Source organism: Lysinibacillus sphaericus (assembly GCF_001629735.1).
Taxonomy (GTDB): Bacteria; Bacillota; Bacilli; order Bacillales_A; family Planococcaceae; genus Lysinibacillus; species Lysinibacillus pinottii.
Genome location: NZ_CP015224.1, coordinates 4,436,834 through 4,454,848, shown reverse-complemented (window position 1 = coordinate 4,454,848; position 18,015 = coordinate 4,436,834). Strand labels below are relative to the sequence as shown.

The following is an 18,015-nucleotide window of genomic DNA, read 5'->3' as shown; positions in this document are numbered from 1 at the left end:
GAATAAAGGACGTACTATATTACACTGTTTAAAATACATCTACCTAATTACTCTTCCCAATGAACAAGGTGTAAAGACAGTAGTGAATCCTATGAATACGATAATATATTGACTTAGAATTGGCTGTTTAATGAAATATCTTGGTCTAGTATCAAACAGCTCGCTCTTGAACTTAACGATACTTTTCGTTGGTTCAAAAACATTCGAATTCGAGTAACTTAGGCTATTTAACATTATTGGAATTCAAGCAATAGACCTAATAATCTTTATCCAGCTTAATGTTTTCATTCCTATTTTTACCCTTACTACTTATTACAAGGGTAAAATTGAAAATTTAAATATAATAATATTAATTTATAATGGATACAAGGGTTATTAAAACAGTTCCGTGGCAATAAAAATAGAGAGTCTGGAGAAAATCTCATTCAGGAGATATAGTATATTCAGATAATTTCAGTCGATTTTGGCCGTGGTGTGAAGAAAGCTTATCATGACCTTAGGATCAAGGTAGATGCTCAAATGAGAGGATGGTGTTAGTGAATCCATTTAGTGTAAGAAATAAATTAATCATATCCGTATCCTTTATTCTCTGTATCCCTTGCGCATTGATTGGCTGGGTATCGTATAAAACAACATATGAGCAGATTACTAACAAAACGATGGAAGGGCTTGAGAGGAATCTATTTATATTAGATACGTATATTGATAAAATGTTGAGTTTGCCAAAAGAAGAAGTTTCTTTACTGGCTCAGAGTATTAATGCAGATAACATAGAAATAAATCAAGGGGTTGAAGATTCGGAGATACGAGAGATCCTTGACAGATTTCAATCCCAGAGTACAAATATTATTAAGACCATAGTCACTTCACACAATGGCACCTTCATGTTTTCACCCCGTCTAACCCTTTCTTCTGACTACAAACCACTAGAGCAAGGATGGTATAAACTTGCAGTTGAGAATCCAGGAATAGTTTCCATAACTGCTCCGCGTTTATCAAAATCAGAACCAGTTGTCACACTGTCTAGGCAGACTAGTGATAAGAAAGGGGTTGTAGCTGTTAGTATCTCTCTGGAGGATTTAACACGGAGCGTGAGCCAACTCACATTTGCTGAGGGAGATATTTTATATATATTGGATCCTACAGGTAAAGTAGTCGCCCACCCTTCGGAAAAACTTGCCGAAAAGCCTAAAGGAAATCACTATGACGAGATACTGAAAAATTCATCAGGTGAGATAAGCTTCAAAGATAACGGGAACTTAAAAAAGGCAATTTTTCTTACAAATGCAAAAACGGGTTGGCGTATTATAGCTGAAATTGATCAACTTAAGATTGCTCAAAGTGTCAAACCGATTTTTAATGTTACCCTCTTTGTGTTGCTCTTTGCAATTTGTTTAACATCTATTCTGATTTCCGTTATTGTTCGCTCGATAACTAAGCCTTTGCAGGTTTTAGTTGACGCTTCTGTGAAAGTGAGCGAAGGTGATCTGTCGGGACATGTCATTATCAAAAGTCAAGATGAGTTTCAGAAGCTTGGCGATGCTTATAATCACATGATTGACTCTTTAAGTAAATTCGCATTCTACGATCCACTAACTAATTTGCCTAATCGGAGGCAGTTTGTATTTACCCTGGAACAAGCCATCACACAGGCTAGTTCAGAGCAATCTAAGTTTTCCATTATTTTTATTGATGTCGATAACTTCAAGCAAGTTAATGATACACTTGGGCATTCGGCTGGCGATGAGTTACTTCAGAAAGTGGCAGAACAATTGCAATCTTCTATAGGTTCGGAAGGAGTGGTTGCACGCTTGGGAGGCGATGAATTCGTCATTTTACTAGAACATAGGGCAGATCATGCTTACTTGGAAAAAATGCTGAGTTCGTTGCGTGATAGTTTTGTTCAACCTTTCACTATTCATGGCCAAATCACTTTTGTTCAAATGAGTTTGGGAATCGCAAGTTATCCAATTGATGGAGTGACTCAAGAAGAGCTTCTCAAACATGCTGATATTGCCATGTATAAAGCGAAAGAATCAGGTGGAAATAACCACCGTTTTTTTGACAACAAGATGAATGAACTCGTGATCAAAAAGAACCAAATAGAGCAAATGATACGTCTAGCGCTAGCAAGAAATGAAATTAACGTCCATTATCAACCACAGATAGAACCAGCTACTGGAAAGCTCAGAGGGTTTGAGGCGTTAGTGCGCTGGAAAAGCCCCGAGCTTGGTTTTGTTTCTCCAGAAGATTTTATTCCGATCGCAGAAAAAACAGGCTTTATTACACAAATTGACGAATGGGTCATGTATCAAGCCTGCTTGAAAAATGTCGAATTACAACATCAATTCGGTTATCCCTTCCTAATGTCGGTTAATATTTCGGCTTTACAATTAGAAAGAACAGATTTTGTGGATAAAGTCCAGCTCATTTTGAATGAAACTAAGTTGAAGCCGGAATATTTAGAGATTGAGATTACTGAGAGTATCTTAGTTGAGTCATTTGAAAGCTCTATATGCATACTGCGAAAATTAGAGAACCTAGGGGTGAAAATTGCCCAGGATGATTTTGGCACAGGTTATTCTTCTCTTAACTATTTATCATTATTGCCGATTCATACCCTTAAAATTGATAGGTCACTTATTCAAAATATGACATCGGCAACAGCAGAAAAAACGATTATTGAATCTATTATCCAGCTTGCCCATAAATTAGGCCATGATGTAGTTGCAGAAGGAGTGGAGACAAAAGAACAGTATATCTTGCTCAAAGAATGGAACTGCGACTTTGTCCAAGGATACTATTTCAGTAGGCCTGTTTCGGAAGACATGCTTGTCGAATATCTGACAGGGGAAAAGAACTCCACAAATCAGTGAAAAATAAAGTTCTTTAATGAAAAAAACAAACAACCATGCCAATTTGGATTATAAATTATTGTTAGAAATTCACACTATCATCCCTTTCCAAAATAAATATATAACTATTATTTTTATTTAATGTTATTAATCACATAATTTAATAATAAAAAATAAATAAATACCAAAAAGAGGTGCAATTGATATGGCTATAAAAAAAGTATTAAAAATAATTTTAGCAATAATTATTATAATTAGTTGCCAACTACCACTGAATCAAAAAACTGTTTATGCTTCACCTAATTCTCCAAAAGATAACACTTGGATCCAAGCTGCTTCACTTACATGGTTAATGGATATGTCGAGTTTATTGTATCAACTGATTTCAACAAGAATTCCCTCTTTTGCTTCTCCAAATGGATTACATATGAGAGAACAAACTATTGATAGCAATACTGGACAAATACAAATAGATAATGAGCATAGGCTATTAAGATGGGATAGGCGACCTCCTAATGATATTTTTTTAAATGGATTTATACCTAGAGTAACAAACCAAAATCTATCTCCAGTAGAAGACACACATCTTCTAAATTATTTAAGAACAAATTCTCCATCCATTTTTGTTTCCACAACTAGAGCTAGATACAATAATTTAGGTTTAGAAATAACACCTTGGACACCTCATAGTGCTAATAACAATATAATTTACAGATATGAAATTTTTGCTCCAGGTGGTATTGATATTAATGCAAGTTTTTCAAGAAACCATAATCCCTTTCCTAACGAGGATGAAATAACTTTTCCAGGGGGAATTCGTCCTGAGTTTATACGTTCAACATATGAATATCACAATGGTGAAATTGTTAGAATATGGATTAACCCTAATTTTATTGATCCATCAACTCTAAATGATGTATCAGGACCCTCTAATATAAGCAAAGTATTTTGGCATGAAAATCATTCTGAAGGAAATAATATGGATTCTAAAGGTTTTATACTAGATTTAGATTATAATCAAGATTTTGACATGTTTGCCCCCAATGGAGAAATACCTAATAATAATTTATTAAATAATAATAGTTTAAATGTTATACAAAACTCAGAATATCAAATCAAAAATAAGAAAGATAGGAATATTGTTGTAACGTTAGATTCTGATTATGGAGGAAGTCCAGTAGAGTCGTATAAGAATTTTGGTTTTGAAAATCAAAAATGGAACATCAAATACGATAGCATAAAAAATGCTTATAAAATTTACAATAGAGAAACCCCTACTTTACTATTAAGTTGGAATAGTAACTCGTCTAATGGTGAACAAGTGATTAGAGGTTATACTGAAAGTGGTTCAAATAATCAATATTGGACAATAGAAAAAAATGTAAATGGTTTTTATAAATTTAGAAATCTTTCTGACCCTAGCAAAGTATTGGACTTAAAAGATGGTAACACTCTAAATAAAACTCCTTTAGTCGTTTCAAGTGAGAACAATAACTCATCACAAGAGTGGTTAATTGAAAAAACTAATTATCAAACTGTTAAAGATGGTACTTATCAATTATCTTCAAAATTAAATGAAAATAAAGTTATTGAACAATTTTCTACTAACAAAATTCATATTTTCTCAAACTCGGATAAAGAAAATCAAGTTTGGAATCTTATTTACAACCCTATCCTAAAAGCTTATAAAATTAAAAGCTTAAAGTATCCTAACTATTCATTGGCTTGGGATAGTAATAATACTAGAACAATTGTAGCAGCTACAGGGGATTATAATGATCAATATTGGTTAATAGAAAGAAATGAGGATAATACTTATATAATTAGAAATTATGAAAATAGAAAAATTGTTTTAGATTTATCAAATGGTAGTACTACTGATGGCAATGGATTATTAGGATTTGAATTTCATGGGGGAATAAATCAAAGATGGATCATTAAGCCTTTTTCATTTAATTCTATTCAAGATGGGATTTATCAATTTATGACCGTAATTAATCAGGATTTAATTGCTGACTTGACGACTAATAATTATACAATTGCTACGAAAAAAAATAACTATTCTAGTAATCAAAAATGGACAGTAACTTATAATGATAAAAAACGTGCCTATAAAATTAGGAATTTACAACATGCTCATCTCAGTTTAGCATGGGATAGTAATCACTCGGATAAAATTTTTGGCGCTACCGGAGATTATGATGATCAATATTGGATTCCTATTTTGCAAACAGATGGATCATTTATTTTTAGGAATTATAAAAATCCAAATAAGATATTTGGAACAAATGGTCAACCCATTAATGATATTCCGTTAAAGGCTCAAGATGTAACTGGACAAAATAATCAAAAGTGGTATTTAAGACATTTAAATTCTTCCAATAATTTTACTGGATACTTTAACATATCCAGTAAAAAGAATTTTAATAAAATTATCACTATGAACTCAAATAAAACTCAAGCTGTTATTTTTGACAATATTGGAATTAACAATCAGTCGTGGAAACTGAAATATAATGACAATAAAAATGCATATCAGATTCACATTTTAGATAACTTTTTATACTTTCAAGGCGGCCATAATATTGTTGCTACCATGCAAAATGTTACTAATGATGATTTAAGAAGTTATTGGTATGTAGAATATAACTTTACTAAAGATGGGTTTATAATAAGAAACGCATTTGATACAAGCTACGTACTTGATGTATTCCAAGGGAATTTTGCTAACAATACACCCATCATCACTTATCAAAACTATTTAAACGACAACCAGTTATGGTATTTTATACCTTCACCAGGTGTAGAACCCAGATAGTAATGACTGTTTTATGCATAGAAGACAAGCAAAAAAAGAGGTTAACAGAGATATAATATGAAATTATAATAACATCTAAATTGTGAATAAAGGGTGATACATATTCGTAATATGTATCACCCTTTTTACTTTTGTACAACAATCACTACCGATTGTAGGTTAAAATAAAGTTATATCTTTTTCTGTGATCTAATCTCCAATAAAAACCTTTCCCTTTTTCTCTCTTAAAATGCAGGTATCGATTTACTAGCCTTCTAAAATCTTTAAAAAAGATGAATTATGAAATTGATTCACCGTTAAAATTTATTAATACTGCAGTTCATTTTTTCAATTAGTCTTTTTGTAAAATAGCCTATTATCAATGTTAATATCAAGGGAATAGCTTGATGATATACCCTATCGTACTCACCATAAAACATTAAAGTCCATTTCCTGTTATTAAACAATTTGCTACCTCATGAAAATTACTTTTTCCAAGTTATTTTACCTAGATTGGTGTTAAAATTTTTTGCTATTTTTATAATGTGTAAAAAAATGATGAACATCGAGAAGAATTTGATGTTCATCATTTCTTTAACTATACTATTTAACCTTTATTATCTTCATACTTTGTATCTTCTGGAAAAGTATTGGACATTTCTTTAGCATTTTTGAAGTTAGAGTCATTTGACAAGATAAGCAAATTTTCGCAATCGTGTCCTATGCAAAAAATATTTTGACCATCTAGCATCCGAATTTGTTTACTATTTGAGTTATTCTTCTCAAAGAATATAGTTTTTTGTGTGACCCACAATACTAGATCCCCTGCACATGATATTGGTATGACTAAAGAAAACAACTGTTTCAATTTGTCTTCATTTACAACTTCAATAATTTTATACTTTCCTTCTAAATCATAGTTTTTAGGATCAAATCCATATTGACCACAAAATGAGTTGAATTCTTTTTTCATGTAATCTTCAACTTCAATGAAAAAGTACAGAGGAAAACCATTTATCTTTTTTATCCAAGAAGGAAACCAGTTCTGATTACATTCAGGTAAAGAAAGCCCAGAAATATCAATAAGAAATTGAGGTAATTCTTTGATAGCAAAAGGCATCCTTTCTAAATAATCTTGGACATTCTCACAATCAATATTTACATACTTAAAGTAAAAACCCATAATTAACTCCTTTATTTTTACCATACCCACATATATTTTTTTATTAGTAAAATGTAAATCCTTTTATATACTATGAAGAATAAAATACAATTAATTACTTTAGTTTTTATATAGTCTTAAAACGTTCTTCTTGTTTGTTTAAATAATTTCCACACTTATGTAGTATACAAATTATCATTTAGGGTTCCTAGAATCAGGTCTTTTTAAAACTATTATACGGAATTTGTGGAATAGCTAATGCATTTTTAGTCTCATATGTAATGAAATAGTTACATATGCTACATTTTACTAGCGGAGATGAATTGCTTCCAGTCTTAGGGGCTTTATCTAACCCTCACGGTTAAAAATTATTAGTGTGCTTTCAAAAGAAAAAAAGTACGTTAGTCAATTAGCAAGGGAACTTGGCATTAGTAGACCTTTACTTTATTAACATCTTCAAAAATTAGAGAAGGTGAACCTTGTTACAAGCTATATGGAAATTATAGAGAATAGTAAAGCAGCTAAGTACTATATGCTAAATTCTTTTAATTTTGAAATCGTATTGACCAAATTAAAACGGAAATAGGAAAATATATAGTTTATTACAATACAAAAGAATTAAGGCAAAATGAAAGGCATGAGCCTGATACTTACCATATCAAACTCATGACCAAACCACTGTCTAATAAAATAACAGTGTCTAACTTTTAAGGGTCACTTCAAACTGGCGATAAATAAAGTTTCTCACCAAATAATTTAAATTCCGTAATGTCTGTTACCCATTTTTCATTTGGGGCATCTGCTTTAAAATTGCGGTCTAAAATATTTGGCGCAATTTTGCCAACGTTTCCTTTATAGGATTTATATTTTTTCATACGTACAACACACTTTAAACCCAGTTCTTTCATGATACGTTGCACTTTTTTATGATTCACTTTTTGCCCACGATTCGCTAGCTCATCACGAATACGGCGATAACCATAACGCCCTTCATGTTCTTCATAAATCCCCTTTAATTCTGCCTTTAAATCGGCACCTGGATCTGGTCGATTCATACGTTTTACTAAATCATAGTACGTACTTCGTGGAATGCCAGCGAGTTTTACAAGTGCCTTCACCGAATATTTATGCCTTAACTCAAAGACTACTTGTGCTTTGTCCTGTTTGGTGATTTTTCCTTGTTTTGAACTAAGGCATTCAACTTTTTTAAATACTCGTTTTCCATTTCTAGTTGTTTATTACGTGCTTCAAGTGCTTCGGTAGAGCCTTTAACTGGTGCTTGTTTGGATTGTTTATTGAATTCTTTTTTCATGGATGGACGCCCCTTTTTCTTTGATTGAAGGGCATCTAATCCTTGCGTTTCATATTGCTTTCTCCAAGCACTAATTGTTGAAGGGGCAGGGATCTTAAAAATCGCTGCCGTTTCGTTTAAGGACGTACCATTTTCAATCATAAAAGTTTTTAAACTCTAGTGTGTAATTTGTATACGGCTTAATAAAAGCTTCAACACCATTGTATTCATATTGCTTAACCCAGAAATGGCTTTATTATCAGCCCCCTTAGATTTAGTTAAATAATAGGCACTTTCCTTACAACTTAAGTAAACGCTCAACAGGTTGTAATCTATATTCTGCAGTATATTTAATCATAAAAAAACTGACCTCCAATTCTAGATGTGCCTAACAATTGGAGAGCAGTTCATTCCATGTAAGTCTCTTGAGCGCGGTTTTCTTTAAAGACGGAAAAAAGTTATATATAAACAAGTTGTAATTCCCTTGTTTAATGGGTAGCACAATGAGCTTTATACTTTCTTTCTCCATTTTTAGTGGAGAAGGTTAGTAAAAACGTTTCCCCTTTTTCAAACAAATCATACATTTCAAGGAGGCTGTTTTCGTTTTAATGCATATAGTATTCTAACTTTCTTTTTATTTCCCCACTTTTATATAAGTATTAATATTACCCAGTTTACTAAATTTTTTATCAAAGGGTATTCTTCTATTAAAGTTTTCTAACCAGTAGGTAGCTTTTTCCAATTCCTCGTTCTTTATAAAAATTTTAATAATTTTACTAAAATTAGGGCTAAAATAAAATTCTTGATGTTCCACAATTTTCAAGCCTTTATGAAGATACTCAGAAGCCTTATTATATTCTTTTAAATCTACATATAATAGTCCGATATAAATAAACGCACTTGATTTTTCTAAATCTGTTAAGGATTCCTTTAAGCCAGAAATCATTGTGTCAATAGCTTTGTTTTTCATAAAAAAAATATCAAATAGGTTCGCTCTTTTTACAATACTATTATATATTTTAGATGATTTATTTTGAGAAATACTAATTCTAACAACCTCCAACTTATTTAATTTTTCTTTATAGATATTGTTCATAGAGCTCTATCAATAGTTTTTAAAGCCACGTTCTATCAAACCATGCTTCATATTTAAAAAGTTTATCACCTAAATTCGCTACTGAACTTTCAGCTCCTTTAAGAAATCCACCAGAAATATATGCACCAAATCCACCTGTGATAAAACCTTTAATTGCTGCTTTATTAGGTGCTCTAATATAATGTTAATACCCGTTCCAATATCCATTATTAGGATATTTTCCCCTTGCGTCTAAATTTGTTAAGAGCGGTTTTCTATATTAGCTTAGATATTTTTTATCTGTGTAAATTTTCTTAGGCTTTCAGGATTTTAGTTTACTAATCACTTTATTTAATCTTATAAGCTTAGAAATTTTTGAAGTGATTTTTACACTGTATAATTCTTGTATACTAGTATATTTAAATAAGATTTGGGAATTCAGTTTAATTATTCTAAAGGAGACTAATTGAATTTTCGGTTTCCCAGTTATCGTTTAATTAGGCGCGCCATTTATCATTATCAAAGCATTTAAAAATAAGATATTGGAGAGTGAAAAATAATGAAAAGTACCAAATTACTTTTTTATGTTATGATTGCAAGTTTTTTGTTTGTAAACGGAAGTATATATACGGCAAAGGCCACTACAATTCATGAAAATAATCATGATATCATCAAAAAACAAGGTGTATCAATTGAAGATATTGATAAAAAAATTGATAATATGATAGCTAGTATCCCACCACTTTTTGGCTTTTTACCATATAGCCGATTTCCTTATATATTTGGAGAAAGTGTAGATGTTTCAGGGATAAATATAGAGAACACTAATGTTACTAGTGTCGTTCCACTGTTTATTGGTTCAAATACATTTGAAAACACAACTGATCGAACAATGACGTTTAATACTGTCTCTTTTAGTAAATCAATTACAGATTCAACAACTACTCAAACCCTTAATGGTTTTAAGACAGCCTTTGAAGCATCAGGAAAAGTGGGAATTCCCTTAGTAGCTGAAGGGCAAATAAAAACGACACTTGAGTATAATTTTTCTCATACTAATTCTAACACTAAAAGTGTCACTACAACTTACACGGTTCCTCCACAACCTATTCCAGTACCACCACATACAAAAACTAGAACAGATGTATACTTAAATCAGGTGTCTATCTCTGGAAATGTTGAAATTTATGCAGATGCTATTACAGGTATTAAAGCTGAATCTTCTGGGACAGTAATTTCAATTGGTGATGGTCTTAATTTAGCTAGTAACACTTATGGGCTAATTAGATCCCCTCAAGACCCGGATAGAGTACGAGCAATAGGGAGTGGGAAATTTAACTTAATTCATGGGGCAGATTTTACTGCCATAACATATGACATAACATCTGGGGAAGCATCTGCCAGAATAATAGATGTTAAAGAAATTTCTTTTAAATAATATGATATAATTAAACTTTGTTCAACAACTAAATGTATTTTTGCACTGTGTATATAATATGGACATGAACTTATAGATGTTCAATAACAACGAACATAGCCCAGCATCGCTTAAAACTATTAACCTTAAGGATAATTGAATTCACGATATTTTCTTTAATTATCATTAAACCTTTTTTTACTTAATTTTATTTTATGTATTATTGAACACTCAAACAGTTTATTTTAGGACTTGTCTATGCACGGTCAAGTGCAGCTCTCTTTGCTTGTGCCCATTCACTTGAGGGTCGCAGCAGCATCTGAACATTCTCGTCCATAAGGACACACACAGTTTTAATTTTTTCGTATTTGGAAAAACAGGACACAAAGTTTAAAATACTTATCAAGACCTAAATTAAAAAAAGACAAATAAATAAAAGGGCGCTATATATTTTATATTGAACTGAACCCTATTTGGTAGACAGTTTAATAAAAAGGGATGTAGTTTTAAGTTAAGCCGCAATGAGATGGCTTCGGTAAGTTGCCGGAGCCATCTTTTTTAATGTCCATTGCTTTCGTGTGTAATTATAATGGTTCATATAGTCCATCACTATTGTGTGTAATTCTGCCAAACTTTCTGCTTGTTTATAGTCTACTTCATCTTTGAAATGACCGAAAAACGATTCTATTGGCGCATTATCAAGACCATTTCCTCTGCGGGACATTGACTGAAGAAGTCCCATTTCTTTTACACGCTGCTGATATTCTGGGTGTGTATAATGAATACCTTGATCCGAGTGAATCAGCGCTTCTGGATGAAGATTGCCCTCTAGATGTATTTTTAACTTTTCAAGCGTCTTATAGACAAGGGACATCTTTAACGTAGTAGATAATTCGTATGCTACAATTTCTCGTGTTGCGACATCTTTCACGCATGATAAATGCGCCCTTTGACCACCTTATATTGCAGATACGTAATATCTGTTAAGAATACTTTTCCTGGCTCTTCTTGCTTAAATGCTCTGTTTAAATGGTTCGGTGTACGGCGATGCGCCTCTGTTGCTTTTTCTAACAGACGATACGGATTCGCACGACGTACTTTCGCATATAAATTGAACTTACGCATCAGTCGAAGAATCTTTTTATGGTTCATCGGTGTGTCCAGCACATCTACCAGTGCCATATAAAATCCACGATAACCAATTTTCCCTTTCGCTTGATCATAAATTGATTTTAATAAGATGTAATCTTGATAATCAGCTTCTTCACGTAAAGCGTGTTTCTCCTTATTTTGAAGCCACTTATACTAGCCGCTTGGACTAACATTCGCTACCTGACAAAGATGACGAGTCATCTTTTTTAATTGATATAAACGAATTGTTTGATTGATGGCTTGGTATTTCTCTTTCGGTGTTAAAAACGATTCTTTTTCGCCTGCCTTTCCTTTTCGTCGAGCTTTTTTAGCAGATGAAGCTCTGCCTCTAACAATTGAATACGCGCTTCCGCTTTCTCAAGTTTCTTTTCTGCGGATAAGTTTTCAAGGCGTGGACGACCAGTACTCTCTTTTCCACGACGTTCCTCTAAAAAGCCTTCCTTACCATGTGTTTGATATGTTTTCTTCCAACGGCTAATTGCACTTTTAGCTTTCTTAATTCCTATCAGCTCTAAGTCAAATCCCGCTTCTCTGAAGATTTGGACTGGACCTTTTCCTTGTAAATTTGCCTGAACAGCTTTTAATTTAAAGTCGGCTGTATATTGAATTGAGCGGTCGGATACTGAGGCGACATTTGGATTCGCTTCAATTTGTCTGCATTGGTGTTCGTTAAAAATTATTTTACTCATGATGTTCTCCCGTTCATAAATGGTATGGTTAGTATAACGGGGTTTTCAAACGTTGAAAATAGAAAAACCCCGAATAGGTCCACTTTTTTAAAGTGTCCACTATTCGGGGTTCAGTTCATATGCTAATATGTAGCACTCTTTTCTTTTTATTCAACTAAAGCTACCCGTTAGTTGAATAAGAAACTTTTAGCCCTCAACATTAACGATCATTAAACCAATTCAGTATTTTTTCATTAAAATTTTCTTACATCTATAATCGAATGTAGTTTCATATATTTAGATTGTTCTTCTTTGGAAATTAACTTTAAGTAGTGTTATATTCCAATTTGAAAGGTTAAGCGTGTATTCATTTCAACAAAAAACAAGCAGGGATAACGGATATCCCGTCTCCTACTTTTTTTATTAAAATTAACCACTAAATATACATTAAGAGTGTCAAATTTGGTAATACCTAACTATTAATTAAATTTAATATCTATCAAACGATGAGAAATTTCACCATACTGAATTGTACATTCATAAGTTCCGTCTTTTAAAAAAGAAAATTCCTCGGCATCTGCCTCTACTGTTATATCATCTATTATAATTTGAAAAAATGAATCACCTCCAAATCTACCAAAATCTTCAATTTTCACTATTTTACACATACCACTTGAGGATTGAGAGTTCCCATTTTTAGCATCCACAATATCAATTAAGCCTGTTACGCTAAGATATAAACAAATCAAAAAAAGAAAGGTAAAAGTAATAATTACTGATATGAAATCTTTGTTATTACTTTTCTTTTTAAAAAAAACAATTAAAATACCTAACGATATAATCGAACCTAAAACGGAGAATATTACCGTAATTAAAAGGTCATTCATTATTCACCTCTCTTATTTTATTTATAATTTCTATATCATTACTAGCTATTTATAACGCGTTTGTAAACTTCCTCCTTTTTCAGTGTAGCGTGAAATGATTCAATACACGCATTATAATACGGGCATCCTTTGCGGCTGAACGATGGAATCATCTCATATTTTTTCAGTTGTTTTAAGGCTTCTGCGCTTGTATATTGTGATCCTAAATCCGTGTGTAAATGTGTCCTGGCGCTGGATTTTGCGCTGCTATTACTTAATCTAATACTTCTAAAACCAGATCCACTGTCATTTTTCTGCCAAATTTATAGCCAACTATTTTCTTTGTATGTAAATCTAATACCGACGCCAAATAGCAACAACTATCGTGTTGTGTGTGAATGTACGTAATATCTGCCATCCATTTCATTAATTGTTTCGGTTGTAAAGTCTTGTAATACCAGGTTTTCAAGCTCTTCCATCGTTTTTTGTGATGACGTCGGTTCGTACTTTTTTGTGATGTTCGAACGGATGCCTACCTTTTTCATAATACGTTGTACACGTTCAATGATGCCTGTGTATCTTTCTTATTTGAGAATGGCAAAGATTTTCAGCGCGCTATAACGCCCACCACTCTCATTATGAATGACACGAATGTGTGAGCGTAGCTTTTCATTGGCAACGTTATAGCTGTTTGGCTTTTTATGAAAGGATTTATTTAGGCAGCTTTAAAATAAGACACATCATTTGAACAGGTTGATGTTCGCTTTCTTTCGTAATATGATCGATCAGTTCTTGGTCTACTATTTTTGAAATGGATTCAATTAATAGCCAAATCAAAAAAGATAATACCAAATGCCATACCAATTATCCATAATACAAAGTAAAGTAATTTCACTTTCATACTTTGTACATCAAAGATCCTGCCAGAATAACGATAAACCCAGTAAATAATAGGGGATAAAATTAAGAAACAAAAAACACTTTCTTTGGAAAAATTAAACTGAAAATCTATATTTTTTATTTCCGTAAGGAAAAATCCTAGTCCACCTAAAACAAAACCAATTGTATAACTACTAAATAATAAATGAATTAGTGTTTTATCTCTTTTATTTCCCCCATGCATTATTCTACCCATAATTATAGTACCATTTTTTTATATCTATAAAACCAATATCTACGTAAGATAAAAAGGCTTTTATAAAAAACTGGCCCTTTTCTAGTCTTTTCTTGGTCTTCCGTCGAGTAAAGAATTCCAACTATCAACATAAATATTGCTATAAAGCCTGAAAGAATCTCTCCCCATCCCCACATTAAGATATACTTCCCTTCGTTCTAAAAATTTTTCCCTTAGAATATTTAACCTATCAAATCTTAACAATGTATTGCCTTATTTCATACATGTAATTTTTTCCTTATTCAACTAAACTCCCTCATGTATCAACAGTTTCCACCACTCCTTGGTGAAGAAAAAATAATTTCTCATCTCAAAAGTTTTTTGAATTTATAGCGATTATTCACAATCTAAGTGTACGCTTCGCTAAAATTAATGAAAATGTCGTTAATTTAAAATCCAAAATTGTTTTTCCGTAGTATCATAATATTCTATTAATAAATTAATTTTGGTTGCTGTTCTTCATTAACCCAATTTTCTTTAAGGTCTAATTCCGTTTTAAATTCTCTACACCTTCAAACCCTTTAAAGTATAAAAATCAGATTTCATAATGCCTAAAGAAATCTAAAGAAATTCTCCATGACGGAATTGTCGTAACAGTTCCCTTTACGAGACATACTTTATTTACTTCCTCTCGATTGAAGGGTATGGCGGTATTTTTTCATTTGATAGTGCCCACCTTGATCTGAATGGGTCAGTAGCTGGTGCTCTTCTGGCAGGCATTCTAAAGCCTTTTCTAATATCTCAAAAAACGAGTGAATACGTTGCTCCAGAACCAAAGGATATACCATTTTCAATCATAAATTTTAGTACATCCAGTTTAAACTCTATTGTGTAATTTGTATATGGCTTAATAAAAGCTTCAATACCATTGTATTCATATTGCTTAACCCAGAAATGGCTTTATTATCAGCCCCCTTAGATTTAGTTAAATAATAGGCCCTTTCCTTACAACTTAAGTAAACGCTCAACAGGTTGTAATCTATTTTCTGCAGTATATTTAATCATAAAAAAACTGACCTCCAATTCTAGATGTGCCTAACAATTGGAGAGCAGTTTATTCCAGGTAAGTCTCTTGAGCGCGGTTTTCTTTAAAGACAGAAAAAAGTTATATATAAACAAGTTGTAATTTCCCTTGTTTAATGGGTAGCACCATTGAGCTTTATACTTTCTTTCTCCATTTTTAGTGGAGAAGGTTAGTAAAAACGTTTCCCATTTTTCAAACAAATCATACATTTCAAGGAGGCTGTTTTCGTTTTAATGCATATAGTATTCTAACTTACTTTTTATTTCCCCTTAATATTGATTACAATTCCCCTTATATTTAGGTTCAGGCTCATCACTACTAAAAAGAAAAAGGAGACTTCCAAACACTTCGCATGAATGTAAGTTTGTTATAATGTACTAATACTTAAGCAATTATTATCTATTGAGTGTATTCTAATCATAGTTCAATACTAATTAAACCAACTGACAAATCCAGTATAGTTAGGTTCAAACATTACAATACTTGAATAGGTGCCAAGCAATATTCCAATAATAAATAATATTATCGCTTCCTTTTTGAATTTAGCGTTGTCTATTGTCATTTTTATATCTCTAGAAATTAAAATGACAACAGGTACAATAATTAACAAGCTAATTATTTCTTCCAAATAAAAAGATGAATTACTTTTTGATTGATACATTAGTAAGGATAAAATCCATGAAATTAGCACTCCGTATAAATAAATTCGAATATTATTTACCATTGACTCAACTACCTTCAATAATATTTATTTAACTCTTGTTACCTACTAATTATAAATAGACAACTCTTTTTATTATACTACTAGCTATTATAGCTAGTATTGTATTATTAGAAACAGTTCTTAAAAGTATGTAAAACATCTACATTTACTTTGCCAATTATTTAGAAATTTAAATGTATAAATGTTCTTGTCTCTGTTATATAAAGTCTAAAAGTTCTTGCCCATATACATCTTAAACGTGACGCACAACTTAGTCGTGATCTAAAAACATTTGGAAAATAGAAAAAGAGGTTTATTAACTGTTACTCAACAGTAAATAAACCCCTTTTTAAAATACAAAACTCACTATATAGAAATTTATTGTTCCATTCTTAAAGGTCAGTGAATGACCATTGATAGATGGTCTTGCTAAGAGATAATAAAGTTGTTTAATTTACATGTGATTAGGTGATTTAGCTTATCACTTAACTGAACAGTTTTATTAACAGCGTTACCAGCCCAAAATAAACCTTTATTGTATGAATCCCCTCTTACACCAATCTTTGTATAAAGAATTTCCCCGTCATAAGGCCAATTCCAAAATCAATTTCGGGGTATTTGGCCAGTAATTTATAGAATCAGCTACCTTCAAATGAGAAGATGAGTTTAGATTTGTACTAAAGCTGATTATATTAACCTTTATATGAGAACAAATCTAAAGAGCATGTTTTGATCAATCTTTTTTCATCGATAGTCGGTCTAATTATCTTTCCGTTCATCATCTTATAGACTGAACCTACTTTATTCTTAAGCTTAAATAAACCATGGATACCTGAAAGAGCGGGGACAGCGTTTTTTATTTTCTGCGCAAACAAGCTAACAGTAGCAATACCATCTTTACTCAAATATTTAGCAAGGCTTGTAGGAATATATAAGCTAAACCATTTACCAAAACCGTAAAGTATCCCATTTTGCGTCAATAGAAGCTTTAGTTGTATATTCACAGACCAAGTTACAGCACCATTTGCTACGTTCGCTGGTAATACAGCAGCAGCCATTTGTAAAGTGCCACCAGGAGTTGTAATTGTAGTTGCACCAGCAGCACCTGTTACAGTACCAGTTACAAGTACAGGAGCAGCAGCAACAGTACACCTAAGTATATAAAACATAACTTTTTTTGAAAATATTTACTTTTTCCTTAAAATGGTACTTATTGGTTTCTCTTCACCAGCTCGATTTTCTACAATTAATTGGGATTTATGCTTACTGAGATAAGACTTTCAATCACATAAATCATCACATCCGTAAACTACAGCTAAAATAACCACAACAATGGCACCGATTGTAATAAAAATCGAAAATGCTTTCATTAGGGTAACCATCATAACGATAAGATGCAACTGTTACACCTGATAGAGACTTGACTTCTGTTAATTGATCAAATGCATTCCAAACATATTGGAAAACACCATCATTTGTCACATTTCCATTTGCACTAACAGTGTAAGTTTTCCCACCAGCAGATTTCATATGATTCGCATCATTATAACTATAATCTGTAGTTATGATACTACCGTTTTGAACAGTCGTTTTAGATGTGCGATTTCCTACTTCATCATATGTGTAAGAAATGGTTAAACCATTGTATTGTTCTTTGACTAGCTGGTCTAAAGTATCGTACGTGTAAGTGACTGTACCATCATCAGTCGTTACTTTGATAATTTGCTGATTTTTATCAAACTCATATTCATTTGTACGTCATGTTGTTGCACTATTTGTTTTCAATGTTTCTGTTTGTAATTGATTAGCATTATACGTATTTGGATACTTG

12 protein-coding genes and 3 pseudogenes are annotated in these 18,015 nt (G+C 32.1%); 4 read left to right on the top strand and 11 right to left on the bottom strand.

Features of this window, described 5'->3' with window-relative positions; translation table 11 throughout:
- The first annotated feature begins 536 nt into the window (after positions 1–536).
- On the top strand, positions 537–2,876 hold the full coding sequence (locus A2J09_RS21715; RefSeq protein WP_051563177.1) for a bifunctional diguanylate cyclase/phosphodiesterase: 2,340 nt from the start codon (positions 537–539) through the stop codon (positions 2,874–2,876).
- A 184-nt stretch (positions 2,877–3,060) separates the two neighbouring features.
- Positions 3,061–5,673: a scabin-related ADP-ribosyltransferase gene (locus tag A2J09_RS21710; protein WP_036160771.1), complete on the top strand. Its 2,613-nt coding sequence runs from the start codon at positions 3,061–3,063 to the stop codon at positions 5,671–5,673.
- Between the two features lie 586 nt (positions 5,674–6,259).
- Here the strand turns inward: A2J09_RS21710 and A2J09_RS21705 are convergent.
- Entirely contained in the window at positions 6,260–6,835 is a 576-nt protein-coding gene (locus A2J09_RS21705) for a hypothetical protein (RefSeq protein ID WP_036160769.1), read from the bottom strand.
- A 355-nt stretch (positions 6,836–7,190) separates the two neighbouring features.
- Here A2J09_RS21705 and A2J09_RS24715 point away from each other — a divergent pair, with 355 nt between their 5' ends.
- The gene (locus A2J09_RS24715; protein WP_235616149.1) at positions 7,191–7,265 is read left to right on the top strand and encodes an ArsR family transcriptional regulator; all 75 of its coding nucleotides are present in this window, start codon (positions 7,191–7,193) and stop codon (positions 7,263–7,265) included.
- A 271-nt stretch (positions 7,266–7,536) separates the two neighbouring features.
- Here A2J09_RS24715 and A2J09_RS23245 read toward each other — a convergent pair.
- Both A2J09_RS23245 and A2J09_RS21690 read right to left on the bottom strand, forming a co-directional pair.
- Positions 7,537–8,463, bottom strand: a pseudogene (locus A2J09_RS23245) (IS3 family transposase); the annotation flags it as partial.
- A 276-nt stretch (positions 8,464–8,739) separates the two neighbouring features.
- The gene (locus A2J09_RS21690; protein WP_012292822.1) at positions 8,740–9,201 is read right to left on the bottom strand and encodes a hypothetical protein; all 462 of its coding nucleotides are present in this window, start codon (positions 9,199–9,201) and stop codon (positions 8,740–8,742) included.
- 538 nt (positions 9,202–9,739) lie between these two features.
- On the opposite strand from A2J09_RS21690, the gene A2J09_RS21685 reads away from it, so the two are divergent.
- Positions 9,740–10,618 (top strand): epsilon-toxin family protein, encoded by an 879-nt coding sequence (locus tag A2J09_RS21685; protein WP_139015313.1) that lies wholly within the window; start codon positions 9,740–9,742, stop codon positions 10,616–10,618.
- A gap of 490 nt (positions 10,619–11,108) precedes the next feature.
- Here the strand turns inward: A2J09_RS21685 and A2J09_RS23240 are convergent.
- The 8 genes and pseudogenes from A2J09_RS23240 to A2J09_RS24345 form a co-directional block, all read right to left on the bottom strand.
- Positions 11,109–12,438, bottom strand: a pseudogene (locus A2J09_RS23240) (IS3 family transposase).
- A gap of 458 nt (positions 12,439–12,896) precedes the next feature.
- Complete coding sequence (locus A2J09_RS21670) at positions 12,897–13,304, bottom strand: hypothetical protein (RefSeq protein ID WP_012292817.1); 408 nt, start codon at positions 13,302–13,304, stop codon at positions 12,897–12,899.
- A gap of 253 nt (positions 13,305–13,557) precedes the next feature.
- A complete protein-coding gene (locus A2J09_RS23560; RefSeq protein WP_139015312.1) occupies positions 13,558–13,752 on the bottom strand; it encodes a hypothetical protein in 195 nt (64 codons plus the stop codon).
- Positions 13,753–14,100: 348 nt separating this feature from the next.
- Positions 14,101–14,418, bottom strand: a complete 318-nt coding sequence (locus tag A2J09_RS21665; protein WP_139015311.1) for a hypothetical protein — start codon at positions 14,416–14,418, stop codon at positions 14,101–14,103.
- A gap of 532 nt (positions 14,419–14,950) precedes the next feature.
- Positions 14,951–15,237, bottom strand: a pseudogene (locus A2J09_RS23555) (IS3 family transposase); the annotation flags it as partial.
- Positions 15,238–15,911: 674 nt separating this feature from the next.
- The gene (locus A2J09_RS21660; RefSeq protein WP_036160766.1) at positions 15,912–16,205 is read right to left on the bottom strand and encodes a hypothetical protein; all 294 of its coding nucleotides are present in this window, start codon (positions 16,203–16,205) and stop codon (positions 15,912–15,914) included.
- Between the two features lie 671 nt (positions 16,206–16,876).
- Positions 16,877–17,353, bottom strand: a complete 477-nt coding sequence (locus A2J09_RS21655; RefSeq protein WP_012292811.1) for a hypothetical protein — start codon at positions 17,351–17,353, stop codon at positions 16,877–16,879.
- 127 nt (positions 17,354–17,480) lie between these two features.
- On the bottom strand, positions 17,481–17,714 hold the full coding sequence (locus A2J09_RS24345; RefSeq protein ID WP_012292810.1) for a hypothetical protein: 234 nt from the start codon (positions 17,712–17,714) through the stop codon (positions 17,481–17,483).
- Between the last annotated feature and the right edge of the window lie 301 nt (positions 17,715–18,015).